The 14508-nt window shown below is 67.3% G+C and carries 15 protein-coding genes; 6 read left to right on the top strand and 9 right to left on the bottom strand.

The genetic code is table 11. The features are described from left to right. Positions 1 to 8: 8 nt before the first annotated feature. The 5 genes from V3B30_RS02570 to V3B30_RS02550 form a co-directional block, all read right to left on the bottom strand. Positions 9 to 1106, bottom strand: a complete 1098-nt coding sequence (locus tag V3B30_RS02570; RefSeq protein ID WP_100473396.1) for an acetylornithine deacetylase — start codon at positions 1104 to 1106, stop codon at positions 9 to 11. Positions 1107 to 1111: 5 nt separating this feature from the next. Continuing rightward, positions 1112 to 1564 (bottom strand): GNAT family N-acetyltransferase, encoded by a 453-nt coding sequence (locus V3B30_RS02565; protein ID WP_262082739.1) that lies wholly within the window; start codon positions 1562 to 1564, stop codon positions 1112 to 1114. 55 nt (positions 1565 to 1619) lie between these two features. Continuing rightward, positions 1620 to 2810 (bottom strand): argininosuccinate synthase, encoded by a 1191-nt coding sequence (locus V3B30_RS02560; RefSeq protein WP_262082740.1) that lies wholly within the window; start codon positions 2808 to 2810, stop codon positions 1620 to 1622. Positions 2811 to 2878: 68 nt separating this feature from the next. Then, positions 2879 to 3889, bottom strand: coding sequence for an N-acetylornithine carbamoyltransferase (locus V3B30_RS02555; RefSeq protein WP_262082741.1), 1011 nt, complete (start codon positions 3887 to 3889; stop codon positions 2879 to 2881). Between the two features lie 317 nt (positions 3890 to 4206). Beyond that, positions 4207 to 4770, bottom strand: coding sequence for a hypothetical protein (locus tag V3B30_RS02550; RefSeq protein ID WP_100473399.1), 564 nt, complete (start codon positions 4768 to 4770; stop codon positions 4207 to 4209). A 187-nt stretch (positions 4771 to 4957) separates the two neighbouring features. Between V3B30_RS02550 and cysS the strand changes: the two genes are divergently transcribed. Genes cysS through V3B30_RS02535 form a run of 3 tightly spaced genes read left to right on the top strand, consistent with a single transcriptional unit; the run spans position 4958 to position 8084 of the window. After that, positions 4958 to 6334: a cysteine--tRNA ligase gene (gene cysS, locus V3B30_RS02545; protein WP_262082742.1), complete on the top strand. Its 1377-nt coding sequence runs from the start codon at positions 4958 to 4960 to the stop codon at positions 6332 to 6334. A gap of 53 nt (positions 6335 to 6387) precedes the next feature. After that, positions 6388 to 6840 carry a SufE family protein gene (locus V3B30_RS02540; protein ID WP_262082743.1) on the top strand — a complete coding sequence of 151 codons (453 nt, stop codon included), beginning with the start codon at positions 6388 to 6390 and terminating at the stop codon, positions 6838 to 6840. Beyond that, complete coding sequence (locus tag V3B30_RS02535) at positions 6837 to 8084, top strand: MFS transporter (protein WP_100473401.1); 1248 nt, start codon at positions 6837 to 6839, stop codon at positions 8082 to 8084. Before V3B30_RS02540 ends, V3B30_RS02535 begins: the two co-directional genes overlap by 4 nt. Positions 8085 to 8336: 252 nt before the next feature. Here the strand turns inward: V3B30_RS02535 and dksA are convergent, their stop codons facing one another. Further along, positions 8337 to 9566, bottom strand: a complete 1230-nt coding sequence (gene dksA / locus V3B30_RS02530; RefSeq protein WP_100473402.1) for an RNA polymerase-binding protein DksA — start codon at positions 9564 to 9566, stop codon at positions 8337 to 8339. A 271-nt stretch (positions 9567 to 9837) separates the two neighbouring features. Between dksA and yidD the strand changes: the two genes are divergently transcribed. The 3 genes from yidD to V3B30_RS02515 are packed head-to-tail and all read left to right on the top strand — an operon-like array spanning position 9838 to position 12288. After that, complete coding sequence (yidD, locus tag V3B30_RS02525) at positions 9838 to 10092, top strand: membrane protein insertion efficiency factor YidD (RefSeq protein ID WP_014037867.1); 255 nt, start codon at positions 9838 to 9840, stop codon at positions 10090 to 10092. Between the two features lies 1 nt (position 10093). Next, the gene (locus tag V3B30_RS02520; RefSeq protein ID WP_049442773.1) at positions 10094 to 11440 is read left to right on the top strand and encodes a dihydroorotase; all 1347 of its coding nucleotides are present in this window, start codon (positions 10094 to 10096) and stop codon (positions 11438 to 11440) included. Then, on the top strand, positions 11440 to 12288 hold the full coding sequence (locus tag V3B30_RS02515) for a M23 family metallopeptidase (protein ID WP_162292085.1): 849 nt from the start codon (positions 11440 to 11442) through the stop codon (positions 12286 to 12288). Before V3B30_RS02520 ends, V3B30_RS02515 begins: the two co-directional genes overlap by 1 nt. 89 nt (positions 12289 to 12377) lie before the next feature. Here V3B30_RS02515 and V3B30_RS02510 read toward each other — a convergent pair whose 3' ends face one another. From V3B30_RS02510 to ubiG, 3 genes are read right to left on the bottom strand one after another with little or no spacing between them, the layout of a single operon-like run. Then, positions 12378 to 13082 carry a squalene/phytoene synthase family protein gene (locus V3B30_RS02510; RefSeq protein ID WP_100473404.1) on the bottom strand — a complete coding sequence of 235 codons (705 nt, stop codon included), beginning with the start codon at positions 13080 to 13082 and terminating at the stop codon, positions 12378 to 12380. 11 nt (positions 13083 to 13093) lie between these two features. Beyond that, positions 13094 to 13789, bottom strand: coding sequence for a phosphoglycolate phosphatase (locus V3B30_RS02505; RefSeq protein ID WP_262082744.1), 696 nt, complete (start codon positions 13787 to 13789; stop codon positions 13094 to 13096). After that, positions 13786 to 14502, bottom strand: coding sequence for a bifunctional 2-polyprenyl-6-hydroxyphenol methylase/3-demethylubiquinol 3-O-methyltransferase UbiG (gene ubiG, locus V3B30_RS02500; RefSeq protein WP_262082745.1), 717 nt, complete (start codon positions 14500 to 14502; stop codon positions 13786 to 13788). Before ubiG ends, V3B30_RS02505 begins: the two co-directional genes overlap by 4 nt. Positions 14503 to 14508: the final 6 nt, after the last annotated feature.

Raw genomic sequence — 14508 nt, 5'->3', positions numbered from 1 at the left:
GGGAAGAATCAGGCACCGGCGGCGATGATGCGGTGCACGGCGTCGGTGTAGCGCTGCAGCTGGTCCAGCGTCACGAACTCATCGGCGGTGTGGGCCTGGGCGATGTCGCCCGGGCCGAACACCAGGGTGGTGTAACCGGCGGCGGAGAACAGCGAGGCCTCGGTCCAGAAGTCCACCGCGTTGCCGATCGGCAGCTCCAGCGCATCAGCCACGTCGCGCGCCAGGAGGCGGCGGTTCTCGGCCTCGGCGATGTCGCCGGCCGGCAGGCTGGGACCACGGAAGGTTTCGGTGAACACGGCTGCTTCCGGTTCGGCGAAACCGGCGAAGGTCGCCAGCAGTGCGTCGATATCCATCGACGGCAGCGGGCGGAACCCGAACCGCACTTCGGCAGCCGGCGCGATCATGTTGGCCTTGATGCCACCTTCCACGCGGCCGATGTTGAAGCGCAACCCGGTCAGGCCGCCGAAGCGCGCCGAGGCCAGCGATTCGACATGGTCCAGCGCGCGGTTGCCCCAGCGCATGGCCTGGTGCAGCGCACTGGCGGCCGCATCCTGCTTGCCCGAGGCATGGCCGGCACGCCCGGCAAACTGCATCAGCACCGAGCTGATGCCCCGGTGCGCCAGCACCGCTTCGCTCATGGTCGGCTCCGCCACCAACACCGCTTCGTACGGCAGGCCACGGGCCAGGAACGCGGCGATGCAGCGCGGATCGTTGGCTTCCTCGTCGCTGGAGAACAGGAACGCGGCGTTGCCGTCGCTGGCATTGGCCGCAGCCACCAGCGCGGCGGCGGCACCCTTGATGTCGCACACGCCAAGGCCGACCACGCGGTCGTCCATGCGCCGCATCACGTGCGGGTCGGCACTCCAGTGCGGCGAATCCGGCACCGTATCCAGATGCACGTTGAACAGGTACTTCGGGGTCCCGCGCACGGCGTGCAGGCTGACCGCACCAGCGCCATGATCAATCACCTCGACGTTGAAGCCGGGCAGGTTCGCGCGCAGGTAATCGAAGATGCCACCGGTGGTGATCGCACGCGGCGGGTTGCGGGTGTCGAAGGACACCAGGGCCTGCAGGTGCTGCAGGGTGGAAGCAAGCAGGTCGGTCATGGGAATCAACAAGGTGTTTGCCCGGGCGTAGCCAGGGCATAGAGGTTCTGGCGCACAATTTCCATCAGCAACTCTGGCCGTGCCGGCGCGCTGAAGCCGAAGGGGGCGTAGAGCCGATGTGCATCGCTGGTGGCCAGCATGAAGCGGCGCAGGCCCTGCAGCTGCGGATGGGCCATGATCGCCTGCAGCAGCTGCTTGCTGTAGCCCTGGCCGCGGTGCTGCGGCAGCACGAACACGTCAGCCAGATAAGCAAAGGTGGCACCGTCGGTGATGACGCGCGCAAACGCAACCTGGCCGGACGCGTCCAGATAGGCGCCAAAACACAGCGAACCGGCAATGGCCCGTTCCACCAGTTCGCGCCCGATGCCCAGGCTCCAATGGGCCTGGGTAGACAGGAACTGGTGGATCAGGGCAACGTCCAAGTGCTGCGGATCGGTGCTGATGCGGAGTGCGCTCATCGATTCATCCGTTTGCTGCGCACCCTGGCCCACAGCGGGCCAGGGCACCAGGGTCTCAGCGGTTCACCTGCGCATAGAGCGTGGAGCTCATGCCGAACAGCTTGATGAAGCCCTCCGCCTCTTCCACGCCCCAGTCGGCCGACTGCGCGTAGGTGGCACCCTTGGTGTTGAGCAGGTGCGGCGACTTCACGGCCACCGCGTCGACGCGGCCACCGCGGGTTTCCAGCACCACTTCGCCGTTGACCTTGGCCTGCGTGGACTTCAGGAACGCCTCGATGTCGGTCTTCAGCGGGTCGTGGTAGAAGCCTTCGTACACCAGCTCCACCCACTTGCGCGCCACGTCCGGCTTGAAGCGGTTCTGCTGCTTGGTCAGCACGGCATCTTCCAGCGCGCGGTGCGCGGCCAGCAGCGAGACCAGGCCGGGGGCCTCGAACACGATGCGGCCCTTCAGGCCGATCACGGTGTCGCCGGTGTACACGCCGCGGCCGACGCCGTAGGGGGCGAACAGCTTGTTGAGCTGGGCCAGGATCTGGTCGCCCGGCAGCGCCTTGCCGTTCAGTTCGACGGCTTCGCCCTCGACGAACTTCAGGGTGACGGTCAGGGCCTGCTCCGGCCATTCGCTGCGCGGCGCGCACCAGCCACGCGCGCCCTCGCCTGGGGCTTCCCAACGGTCGATCTCACCACCGGACATGGTCACGCCCAGCAGGTTTTCGTTGATGGTGTAGGCCTGCTGCTTGGCACGCACGCCGAAACCGCGCTCTTCCAGGTACTTCTGCTCGTAGGCACGGGTCTGGGTGTGTTCTTTCTGGATCTCGCGGATCGGCGCGATGATCTGGTAGTCACCCAGGGCCTTCACCGCCAGGTCGAAGCGGACCTGGTCGTTGCCCATGCCGGTGCAGCCGTGGGCGATGATGTTGGTGCCCAGTTCGGCGGCACGCTTCAGCGCTGCATCGACGATCAGGTAGCGGTCCGAGACCAGCAGCGGGTACTGGCCCTGGTAGCCTTCACCGGCCCACACGAACGGCTTGACGAAGCCTTCCCAGATGGCCGGGCCACCGTTGACGGTGACGTGGCTGGTCACGCCCAGCTCGGCGGCGCGCTTCTCGATGAAATCGCGCTCTTCATCATCCACGCCGCCGGTATCGGCGAACACGGTGTGCACGTTGTAGCCACGCTCCTGCAGGTACGGCACGCAGAAGCTGGTATCCAGGCCGCCGGAGAAGGCGAGAACGACGTCTTTGCTCATGGGGGTAATGTCCAATCAGGTGGGGTAGCGCCGGGCCATGCCCGGCGGATTGTTTCAATGCTTGGGAATCAGCGCCCGGCAACCGCCGCCATGATCGCCTTCTGCACGTGCAGGCGGTTCTCGGCTTCGTTGATGGCGATGCACTGCGGCGAATCCATCACGCCGTCGGTGGCCTTCACGTTGCGGCGCAGCGGCAGGCAGTGGCTGAACACACCGTTGTTGGTCAGCGCCATCTTCCGCTCGTCCACGATGAAGTGCTTGAACTGGTCGCGGATCGGCTTTTCCGGTTCCCAGTTGCCGAAGAACGGCAGCGCGCCCCAGCTCTTGGCGTAGACCACGTCGGCGCCGGCGTAGGCGCTGTCGATGTCATGGCTGATCTTCAGCGAGCCGCCGCTCTCGGCCACGTTCTGCTCGGCCCAGCCCATGTAGCGGTCGTCGAGGATGTAGTCGGCGGTCGGGCACAGCAGGGTCACGTCCATGCCCATGCGGGTGGCGATGGTCAGCGCCGAATTGGCCACGGCGGTGTTCAGCGGCTTGGGGTGGTAGGTCCAGGTCAGCACGTACTTCTTGCCGCGCAGGTCCTGGGTGCCGAAGTGCTCCTGCAGGGCCATGATGTGGGCCAGCTCCTGGCACGGGTGGGTGATGGTCTCCATGTTGATGACCGGCACCGGCGAGTACCTGGCGAAGCTGTTGAGGACGATGTCCTGGCGGTCGTAGGCCCAGTCGGTGAACTTGGGGAACGCGCGCACGGCGATGATGTCGCAGTAACGGCCCAGCACCTTGGCCACTTCAGCGATGTGCTCTTCGGTATCGCCGTCCATCACCGTGCCGAGGTTGAACTCGATCGGCCACGCATCCTTGCCCGGCTGCAGCACCACCGCGTGGGCGCCGAGCTGGAACGCGCCCAGTTCGAAGCTGGTGCGGGTGCGCATGGACGGGTTGAAGAACACCAGCGCGATCGACTTGCCCTTGAGCTGGTCGCCGAGCTTGTTGCGCTTGAACAGCGCGGCCTGGGTCAACAGCGCATCGAGATCGCTGCGGCTCCAGTCCTGGGTGTTCAGGAAGTGCTTGGGGGACATCATCTTTCCTTGCGTGGCGGCGCCGGCTTCGACGCGGTGAAGGGAAAACAGGAACCAAAGGTGGAACGAAAAGGTTGCAGTTGCAGCTTTCAGAACGCGAAAACGAAAAAACCCAGCCGGCGGGCTGGGTTTTTTTCGGACGAACAGCAAAAAGCTCCGGTTACCCAGCGAGGATGTGGGGTTCCGGTCGACGCGCACGCGAGGTCATGCCCGACGCCTGTCGGGCTGCGCTGCTGTCGTGCTGGAAGTCGGTGAGCTTCATGGTCGACCATCTTTGCATGCGGCCGGGGCCTGCGCAAGGGGCCGGGGTCCCAGAATCAGGGATTGCTGGCAGTGCCCTGCTCGGGGCCGACCCAGGGGGTGATCGACACCCGGATCTTGAGCCGGTTGCCAGGGTCTTCCGGCAGCCGCGAGCGGTACTTGGTGCCCTTGTAGACGTAATCCACGTCGTAGGCGATGGGGCGGCGGAATTCACGCCCCACCGGCACGATGCGGCAGTCGCGGGTCAGCATCGGGCCATTGCTGGCCGGCGCCGGGGCCGGCGTCTCGGCTCCGGTCTCCTCAACGGCCTCCTCGTCGCTGCGCTTGAACATCGAGCGCACCGAGTCCCAGAAGCGGCTGATCCGGCCCTTGTCCTCGACCGGCTCCTCGCCGGTCACGTTCACCGGGGCCAGGGTCCGGGTCGAGACCGGCTCGCAATGCTCCTCGGTGCGGGTCGCGCGCAGGGTCTGGAACACCGGCTCGACGTTCAGCACCTGGGCATAGTCGAACTTCACGTTCTCCACGATCACCACCCGGTTGCGGGGCTCGGCCTCCTGCGCCAGCACCACGGCGGGCAGCGCCGACAGGCAGGCCAGGGTCAGCAACGCGGTGGATTTCATTGGCGATGGGAGCAAGGACACGGCAATAGTGTAGGCAGTGACGAGCGCAAGGGGCTGAACATTACCCGTCCACGCCGCTCCTGCCCACCCCACCTTGGGTGGACCCGCGTCCACCGGTGGCAACAGGTGCCCCCAAACGGGGCCGACACGTTCTAAAATCGCAGGCTTGTCCCCCAGCCACAGCCCCATGACCCTGCGCCTGCACAACAACCTGACTCGCCAGCTCGAACCGTTCACCCCGCTCGATCCGGCCTGTCCGACCCTGTATGTGTGCGGCCCGACGGTCTACAACTACGTGCACATCGGCAACGCCCGTGGCCCGGTGGTGTTCGGGGTGCTGGCCGACCTGCTGCGCCGCCGCTTCGGCGCACTGCGTTACGCCCGCAACATCACCGACGTGGACGACAAGATCAACACCGCCGCGCGTGAGCAGGGCGTGCCGATCAGCACCATCACCGACAAGTTCGCCGCCGCCTACCGTGAAGACATGGCCGCGCTGGGCGTCGTGCCGCCGGACATCGAGCCGGAAGTGACCGCGCACATGCCGCAGATCATCACCATGATCGAGCAGCTGATCGCCAACGGACATGCCTATGCGGCCGAAGGCCACGTGCTGTTCGCGGTGGCCAGCTTCGACGGCTACGGCAAGCTCTCGCGCCGCGACCCGGACGAGATGCTGGCCGGTGCCCGCGTCGACGTGGCCCCGTACAAGCGCGACCCGGGCGATTTCGTGCTGTGGAAACCATCCGGCGACGACCTGCCCGGCTGGGAATCGCCGTGGGGTCGTGGCCGCCCCGGCTGGCACATCGAATGCTCGGCGATGGCTGCTGCCCACCTGGGCGAGACCATCGACATCCACGCTGGTGGCGTCGACCTGCAGTTCCCGCACCACGAGAACGAGATCGCGCAGAGCGAATGCGCCCACGGCGGCAAGATCTTCGCCCGCTTCTGGCTGCACAACGGCATGCTCAACTTCGGTGGCGCCAAGATGAGCAAGTCGCTGGGCAACATCGAGCGCGTGCATGACCTGGTGCGCCAGCACCCGCCCGAAGCGCTGCGCCTGGCCCTGCTGTCGGCCCACTACCGGCAGCCGCTGGACTGGTCCGATGGCCTGATCGAACAGTCGGTGCGCACCCTGGACCGCCTGTACGGCACCCTGCGCGAACTGGCATCGGTCGAGGCGGTCGTGGCCATCCCGGCTACGGTCGAGGCGACCCTGGACGACGACCTGAACACTCCGCAGGCGCTGGCCGAAGTGGCCCGCATCGCCGCCGACGCGCGTCGTGCCACCGACCCGGCCGAGCAGGCACGCCTGAAGGGTGAACTCCTCGGCGCCGGCCTGGCGCTGGGCCTGCTGCAGGCCGATCCGGCGCAGTGGTTCGGCACCGCGGCCAGTGATGACGGTGACGATGCCCGCATCCAGGGCCTGATCGACGAACGCGCCGCTGCCAAGCAGGCCCGCGATTTCGCCCGTTCCGACGCCATCCGCGATCAACTGGCCGCCGAAGGCATCGTGCTGGAAGATACTCCGCAGGGCGTGCGCTGGTCGCGCAAGCGCGGCTGACCCGCCCTGCCCCGTGGCCGGTGCGCCGGCCACGCCCCACCGTAGAGACTGCTGTGACCGACTCCCCGTTCCCGCTTGAACCCACCGCCGCCGAGGCCCAGGCCGCCATCGCCGAGGAATTCGGCTTCTTCGGCGACTGGTCCGAGCGCTACCAGTACCTGATCGACCTCGGCCGGAAGCTGCCGGCCTTCCCGGAAGAATGGAAGACCGAAGAGCATCGCCTGCTCGGTTGCCAGTCGATGGTCTGGATCGTGCCGGAAGGCAATGCGCAGTCGCTGCGCTTCCACGCCATCAGTGATTCGGCCATCGTCTCCGGCCTGATCTTCCTGGCCCTGCGCGTGTACTCCGGGCGCTCGGCGCAGGAGATCCTGGACACCGAATCGAGCTACATCCAGGACATCGGCCTGGCCCGCCACCTCTCGCCCACCCGCAGCAACGGCGTGGCGGCGATGCTGGCCTTCATCCGCGAGACCGCGCAGGCGCAGCTGCAGCGCGACCCGTCGTGAGCGAACCTGCCACGGCCGAAGACAGCGCGCTGGGCCTGCTGTCCCGGCCCGGTTTCGCCAGGCTGCTGGCGTACCGCATCTTCGCGATGCTGTCCTACCAGGTGGTCGCGGTCACCGTCGGCTGGCACATCTACGAAGTCACCCGCAATCCGTTCTCGCTGGGCCTGATCGGCCTGGCCGAGGTGCTGCCGTTCTTCTGCGTGGCGCCGTTCGCCGGTTACCTGGTGGATCACCTGCCGCGCCGCCGGCTGGGCATGGTTGCCTGTTGCGGACTGATCGCCACCGCGCTGGTATTGACCAGCGTGGCCATGGGCTGGCTGCCGATCGACGGCGTGTGGCCGATCTACGCAGCCATCGCGCTGACCGGCATGGTCCGCGCCTTCCTGTCACCGATCTACAACGCCCTGTTCGCCCGCGTGCTGGCACGTGACCAGTTCGCACGCGGCGCCGGCCTGGGCGCGGTGGTGTTCCAGGCCGGCATGATCGCCGGCCCGGCACTGGGCGGCGTACTGGTGGGCTTCGGCGGCAAGGGCCTGTCCTATGCCGTGGCCACCGTTTTCGCATTGGTGGCGATGGCCTGCCTGGCCACGCTGAAGGTGGAAGAACCGGTACATACCGGCCCGGCCGCCCCGATTTTCAAGAGCATCGCTGAAGGCGCACGCTTCGTGGTCGGCAACCGGATCATGGTCGGGGCGATGGCGCTGGACATGTTCTCGGTACTGCTCGGCGGCGTGGTGGCGATGCTGCCCGCATTCCTGCACGAGATCCTGCACCACGGCCCGGAAGGCCTGGGCATCCTGCGTGCAATGCCGGCGCTGGGCTCGGTCTGCGTGGGCCTGTGGCTGGCCCGCCACCCGCTGCACCGCAATGCCGGCCGCGTGCTGCTGTTCGCGGTGGCCGGCTTCGGCCTGTGCGTGATCGGCTTCGGATTGTCGCAGCACTTCTGGCTGTCGGCGCTGATCCTGCTGTTCTACGGCGCCTTTGATGGCGTATCCGTGGTGATCCGCTCGACCATCCTGCAGCTGGCCACGCCGGAAGAAATGCGCGGCCGGGTGTCGTCGATCAACGGCATCTTCATCAGTTCGTCCAACGAACTGGGCGCGTTCTATGCCGGCACGATGGCGAAGCTGCTCGGCCTGGTGCCGGCGGTGGTGCTGGGCGGGTTCGCGGTGCTGAGCGTGGCCGGGATCACGGCGTGGAAGAACCCGACGCTGCGGAAGTTGAATCTTCGCGACCTGCAGTGACGCCGCGAACAGCGGATTCGGCGGCGCCGGGCGTTTGGCCGGGGCCGTTGCTCTCCCTCGACGATTGGGTTTGTCACTTTCTTTTCGCGAAAAGAAAGTAACCCAAAGAAACGCTCCGCCATCCGCGAGCCGGCGCGGCGCACGCAGGCTCCCCCCGATACCCGGAAGGCGCCGTTCTACCCAGCCAACCACCACCCAACAAAAAACCCGGCCGGGGCCGGGTTTTTTGCATGACCATACAACGACCTGGAATCAGTCGCCCTGCTGCTTCTGCAGGTGCTCCCAACGCTCCTGGGCGTCGATGGTGCGCTCGGCGGTCAGGCGCGCTTCCAGGCGCTCCAGGCCGATTTCTTCGCCGGTGTCGACGCAGTAGCCGTAGTCGCCGGCTTCCAGGCGCTTCAGGGTGCTGTCGATCTTGCCGATCAGCTTGCGATAGCGGTCGCGGGTACGCAGTTCCAGCGAGTTCTCGGTCTCGCGGGTCGCGCGCTCGGCTTCGTCACCGATGTCACGCACTTCCTCGCGCAGGTTCTCGATGGTCTGCTTGGATTCTTCCACCAGGTCCGCGCGCCAGTTCTGCAGGCGCTGGCGGAAGTATTCCTGCTGCAGCGGGCTCATGTATTCCTCTTCCGAGGACGGCTTGTAGCCAGCCGGCAGGATCGGGCGGCCAGTGGCCTCGTCGGTCTTGTATTCGACCACCTTGTACTTGCTGCGCGGGGCCGGTGCCGCCGAACGGGCGGCGACGGCCACGGCAACCTTGCCGACAGGGCGCGACACGGTCTTCGGGGCGGAATCGGATTTCACGGCGGTTTTGGCAGGCGATTTCGAAACGGGCACGGGATTCTTGGATTGCGGGGCCTTCGAAGCGGCAGGAGCAGCGGCCGGAGCCGGCTTGGGGGCCGGTTGGGCTGCTGCCACTGCCACGGTCTTGGCCGGGACAGGCTTGGCCGGAGCCGGCTTGGCAGCCGGCTTCGGTGCGGACTTCACTACGGGGGCCGGGGTCGGCTTTACGGCCGGCGCGGCAACATTCTTGGTGACTTTCTTTACAGCGGCAGGCGTGGCGACCGGCTTGGCCGCAGCGACCTTCTTTGCCGCCGGCTTGGCGACGGGCTTGGCTGCAGCCTTCTTCACCACCACCTTCGGCGACGGTTTGGCTGCTGCCTTCTTCGCCACCGGCTTGGCGGCGGCCTTCTTCACCGGCGCGGCCTTGCTGGCAGCCTTTTTCACCACCGGCGCCTTCTTGCTGGCAGCGGCAGGCTTGGCCTTGGCGGGCGCAGCGGCCTTCTTCGCCACAGGCTTGGTTGCCTTGACCGGCGTTTTCTTTGCGGTGGCCTTCCTGGCCGCCGGTTGCGAGGACGCTGCCTTGGTCGCCGGCTTGCTGGCCGGTTTCTTGGCAACGGGCTTTGCCGCCAACTTCTTCACAACAGGCTTGGCGGTTTTCTTGGCGGCCGTTGCGGCCTTCTTTGCAGTTTTTTTAGCAGCCACGAAACGCTCTTCCTTGGATTCCCCGGGGCCCGGGAAAGCGGGCCTTTATAGCCTACCCGACCCGCAGCAGCAACCTCGGCACCCTGCTCCATTCAGTCCTGGAGTCAAGGCGCCCAAGGGGCGGTCCGACGAACACGGACCGCCTTGCGCGGTACGGAACCTGGCCAGCACCCGAAGGCGCTGGTACCGGTCGCAGGCCATCGGCGACATGCGACCAACGGCCCATCCTGCACAAATGCGGCCTTCATGCCAACTGGCATAAGATGACTGGGTGATCTCGCGCCTGCTCATCGCCCTGCTGCGCTTCTACAAGCGCTTCATCAGCCCCTTGCTGGGGCCACGCTGCCGTTTCGTGCCGAGCTGTTCTGAATACGCGATGGACGCCATCTCGCGACACGGGCCACTGCGCGGCAGCTGGCTGGCTGCGCGCAGGCTGGGCCGCTGCCACCCGTTCCATCCCGGCGGCTTCGATCCCGTGCCCGAGTCCCCCAACGCCCCCTCTTGCCGTTGCACAGGAAAACACTGACATGTCCTCCACCCTCATCACCAACGCCCGCATGGTCAACGAAGGCCGCACCTTCGACGGCGACCTGCGCATCGAGAACGGCCGCATCGCGCAGATCGGCAGTGGGCTGGCGCCGCGCGACGGCGAGCAGGTGGTGGACGCAGCCGGACGCTGGTTGCTTCCGGGCATGATCGACGACCAGGTGCACTTCCGCGAACCGGGCCTGACCCACAAGGGCGACATCGCCAGCGAATCGGCCGCGGCCGTGGCCGGTGGCCTGACCAGCTTCATGGACATGCCCAACACCAATCCGCCGACGCTGGATTCGACCATCCTGGAAGCCAAGTACGAGCTGGCGCGCGGCCGCGCCTGGGCCAACTACGGCTTCTACCACGGCGCCAGCAATGACAACCTGGACGCCATCCGTGCGCTGGACCCGAAGAAGGCGCCGGGCGTGAAGGTGTTCATGGGTGCTTCGACCGGCAACATGCTGGTCGACAACCCGGAAACGCTGGATGCGATCTTCCGCGAATGCCCGACCCCGATCATCACGCACTGCGAAGACACGCCGATGATCGATGCCAACCTGAAGGCCTTCCAGGAAAAGTACGGCGATGCGCTGACCCCGGACATGCACCCGGACATCCGTTCGCGCGAAGCCTGCATCAAGTCGACCCGCCTGGCGATGTCGCTGGCCCGCAAGCACGGCACCCGCCTCCACGTGCTGCACATCTCCACTGCCGATGAGCTGGCGCTGTTCGAGAAGGGCCCGCTGATCCGCGCCGATGGCAGCCGCAAGCAGATCACCGCCGAAACCTGCGTGCACTTCCTGCACTTCGCGCGCCCGGACTATGCGACCAAGGGCAACCTGATCAAATGCAACCCGGCGATCAAGGAGGTGTCCGACCGCGAGGCGATCACCGCCGCGCTGGCCGATGACGTGCTGGACGTGCTGGCCACCGACCACGCGCCGCATACCTGGGAAGAGAAGCAGAAGCCCTACGCGCAGGCGCCGTCGGGCCTGCCGCTGGTGCAGTACGCGCTGGTCGCCGCGCTGGAGCGCGTGCACGAAGGCAAGCTGACCCGCGAGCAGGTGGTGCAGAAGTTCGCCCACGCCCCGGCACAGCTGTTCGACGTCGAAGAGCGCGGCTTCCTGCGCGAGGGCTATTTCGCCGATCTGGTGCTGGTCGAGGACGTGCCGTTCACCGTCAAGCGCGAGGACGTGCTGTCCAAGTGCGGTTGGTCGCCGTTTGAAGGCACCACCTTCCGTTCGCGCATCGCCTCCACCTGGGTCAACGGCCAGCAGGTGTGGGACGGCAGCAAGCTGGTGGGCGAGCCCGCCGGCCAGCGCATGACCTACGATCGCTGATGCGCTCGGCCCTGATGATCGGGGCGCTGCTGCTGGCCGCGCCCCTGTTCACCGCATCGTCGGCACTGGCACAGGATGGCATCGGCAGCCTGATCGACAGCCGCGTGGTGTTCCCGGCCAGTGCGTCGCAGGGCGCACTGGTGATCGGCAAGGTGCCCGCCGGCAGCCGCGTGCAATACGCCGGCCGGCAGCTGCGGGTGAGCGGCTACGGCAGCGTGGTGTTCGGCATCGGCCGCGACGAGAGGGGCCCGCTGCGCGTGCAGGTGCAACGCCCCGATGGTGGCAGCGAGACCGCGACCATTGCGGTGACGCCACGCGACTGGCCCACCGAGCGGGTCAACGGCGTGCCGCCGAAGACGGTCAACCCGCCGCCGGCGATTGCCGAGCGGATCAAGCGCGAACAGGCGCAGGTAACTGCCGCGCGAGCCCGCGATGACGACCGTACCGACTTCACCCAGACCTTCATCTGGCCAGTGCAGGGCCGCATCAGCGGCCGCTTCGGCAACGCACGCGTGTACAACGGACAGCCCGGTGCCGGTCATTCCGGCATGGACATCGCGGTGCCGACCGGTACGCCGGTGAAAGCGCCGGCCGCCGGCATCGTCACCTTCGCCGGCCCGGACCTGTACCTGACCGGCGGCACCCTGCTGCTCGACCACGGCTTCGGGGTGAGCTCCAACTTCCTGCACCTGTCGCGCATCGACGTGAAGGTTGGCGATCGCGTCGAACAGGGCCAGGTGATCGCCGCGGTCGGCGCCACCGGCCGTGCCACCGGGCCACACCTGCACTGGGGCATGAACTGGTTCGATACCCGTATCGACCCGCTGCTGGTGCTGGAGCGCAGGTAACGCGCGCAATGCACTTTGGGGGGGTGCCGACCTGGGCCGGCACAACCTCATGGAGCGTGCGGACCCAGGTCCGCACCCACCCGAATCGATCAACCGCGCGCGGCCCACCACACGCGCAACAGGGTGCGCACCGGCGTGGCTTCGATCGGCTTGCCCGCGGCCTGTGCCGCCACCCGTGCACGCGCCAGGCTGGACCACACCCGGCGCGGGCGCGGACCGGGCACCCGGCTGCCCCACCCCTTCAACAGGTGCTGTGCCCAGCGCTGCGCGGCCGTGCTGGCATCACCGTCCAGCAGGCTGCGCGGCACACCGGCCACGCCGGCATCCTGCAGGCGCTGTGCCAAGGTCTGCAGCTGCACTGCGCGACCGGCGCCGGTGCGCGGCTTGTCAGCGAACAAGGCCGCCTCTACCGAAGCCACGGCTTCCGCGTAGCGGGCCAGCGCACGCTCGGCTCCGGCCGCATCCAGTGCCACGGTGCGCGCTTCAACCAGATCCGGCAGCGCCTCGGCCAACTGCGCCCACGGCGCACGCACCGGCTCCAGCAGGCGGCCCAGCGGATGGCGCGAACGATGCGCCGCCCAGCTGCGCAGCTCCTCGCCCCACCATGCCAGCTTGGCATCGGCCGGCAGCGGATCGCCGCTGGTGTTGAGCATGTCGTCGAACTCCTGCAGCAGCGCAAACCACGCCACTGCAAGCTCGCGTTGCGATTCGGCCACGAACGGGGCGGCCACCGACCATTCCGGCCAACGGCTGCGCCACTTGTCGAGGAAACTGTCCAGCGCGGTACTGCTCACTACGTGATTCCTTACGGCTGGGCCGGGGCTGCCGGCCGGGTCGGCCACAGACTGGCCAGTTGCAGAAGTTCGGCGTTCTCGACCAGCACGTCGGCCTGCCACGCCAGCGGGTCGTCGCTGTGCAGGCGATAGCCCCACAGCGCCGCCACCGACGGCATGGCCGCGGCGCGCGCGGCAATGATGTCGCGCTCGTCGTCACCCACGTACACGCAGTCTCCGGCGGCAATGCCGATGGCCTGCGCAGCGTGCAGCAGCGGCAGCGGGTGTGGCTTGCGCTCGGCCAGGCTGTCCCCACCGACCAGCACCGCACAGCGCTGCTGCCAGCCATGCTGCGGCAGGATCAGGCGCGCCAGGTACTCGGGTTTGTTGGTGACGATGCCCCACACCGTACCGGCCTCATCCAGCGCGGCAAGCATGCCGGCCACGCCATCGAACAGCACCGCGTGCTGGCCGATCAACGCTTCGTAGCGTTGCAGGAATTCCGGGATCAGCGCATCGCGCGCGGCACCGTCCAGTTCCGGGAAGGCAGCCGAGACCATCGCCCGCGAGCCCTTGGAGACCACCGGGCGCAGCGCGGCCGGATCGACCGGGGCGCGTCCACGCTCGGCCAGCATCGCGTCGCAGGTAGCGACGAAGTCCGGCGCGCTGTCCAGCAGCGTGCCGTCCAGATCGAACAGCACTGCACGCGGGAAGCGGGAAGCGGTCATGCCGGCTTGACCGCGTAAGCCAGGTAGTTGATGTCGGTGCGGCTGCTCAGGCGGGCATGGTTGCGCCACGGCTCGTAGGCCATGCCGCTGACATCCACCAGCTGCATGTCGGCCTCGCGCAGCCAGCGCGCCAGCTCGGCCGGCTTGATGAATTCCTGGTAATGATGGGTGCCCTTGGGCAGCAGCCGTGCCACGTACTCGGCGCCGACAATGGCCACCGCGAAGGCAGCGGCAGTGCGGTTGATGGTCGACAGGAACAGGTGGCCGCCCGGCTTCAGCAGGCGCTTGCAGGCCTCGATGATCGCGCCCGGGTCGGGCACGTGCTCGAGCATTTCCATGCAGGTGACAACATCGAAACTACCCGGCTGCTCAGCGGCCAGGTCCTCGGCGGCCTGCACCCGGTAGTCGACCTGGGCGCCGCTTTCCAACGCATGCAGGCGTGCGACCTTGACCAGTTCCGGGGCCAGGTCGATGGCAGTCACGTCGGCGCCGGCCTGGGCCAGTGCCTCACTCAACAGGCCGCCACCGCAGCCGATGTCGAGCACGCGCGCACCGCGCAGCGGCACACGATCGGACACGTACTTAAGGCGTACCGGGTTCAGCGCATGCAGCGGCTTCTGCGGGCCGTCAGCGTCCCACCAGCGGTTGGCCAGTGCGGCGAACTTGTCCAGCTCGGCCTGATCGAAATTGGAGGAAGCGTGGGAGGCAGTCATGAGGGA

Origin of the sequence: Stenotrophomonas sp. SMYL41 (assembly GCF_036319965.1) — a bacterium.
Lineage (GTDB): Bacteria > Pseudomonadota > Gammaproteobacteria > Xanthomonadales > Xanthomonadaceae > Stenotrophomonas > Stenotrophomonas maltophilia_R.
This window is presented reverse-complemented; position numbering and strand designations above follow the sequence as displayed.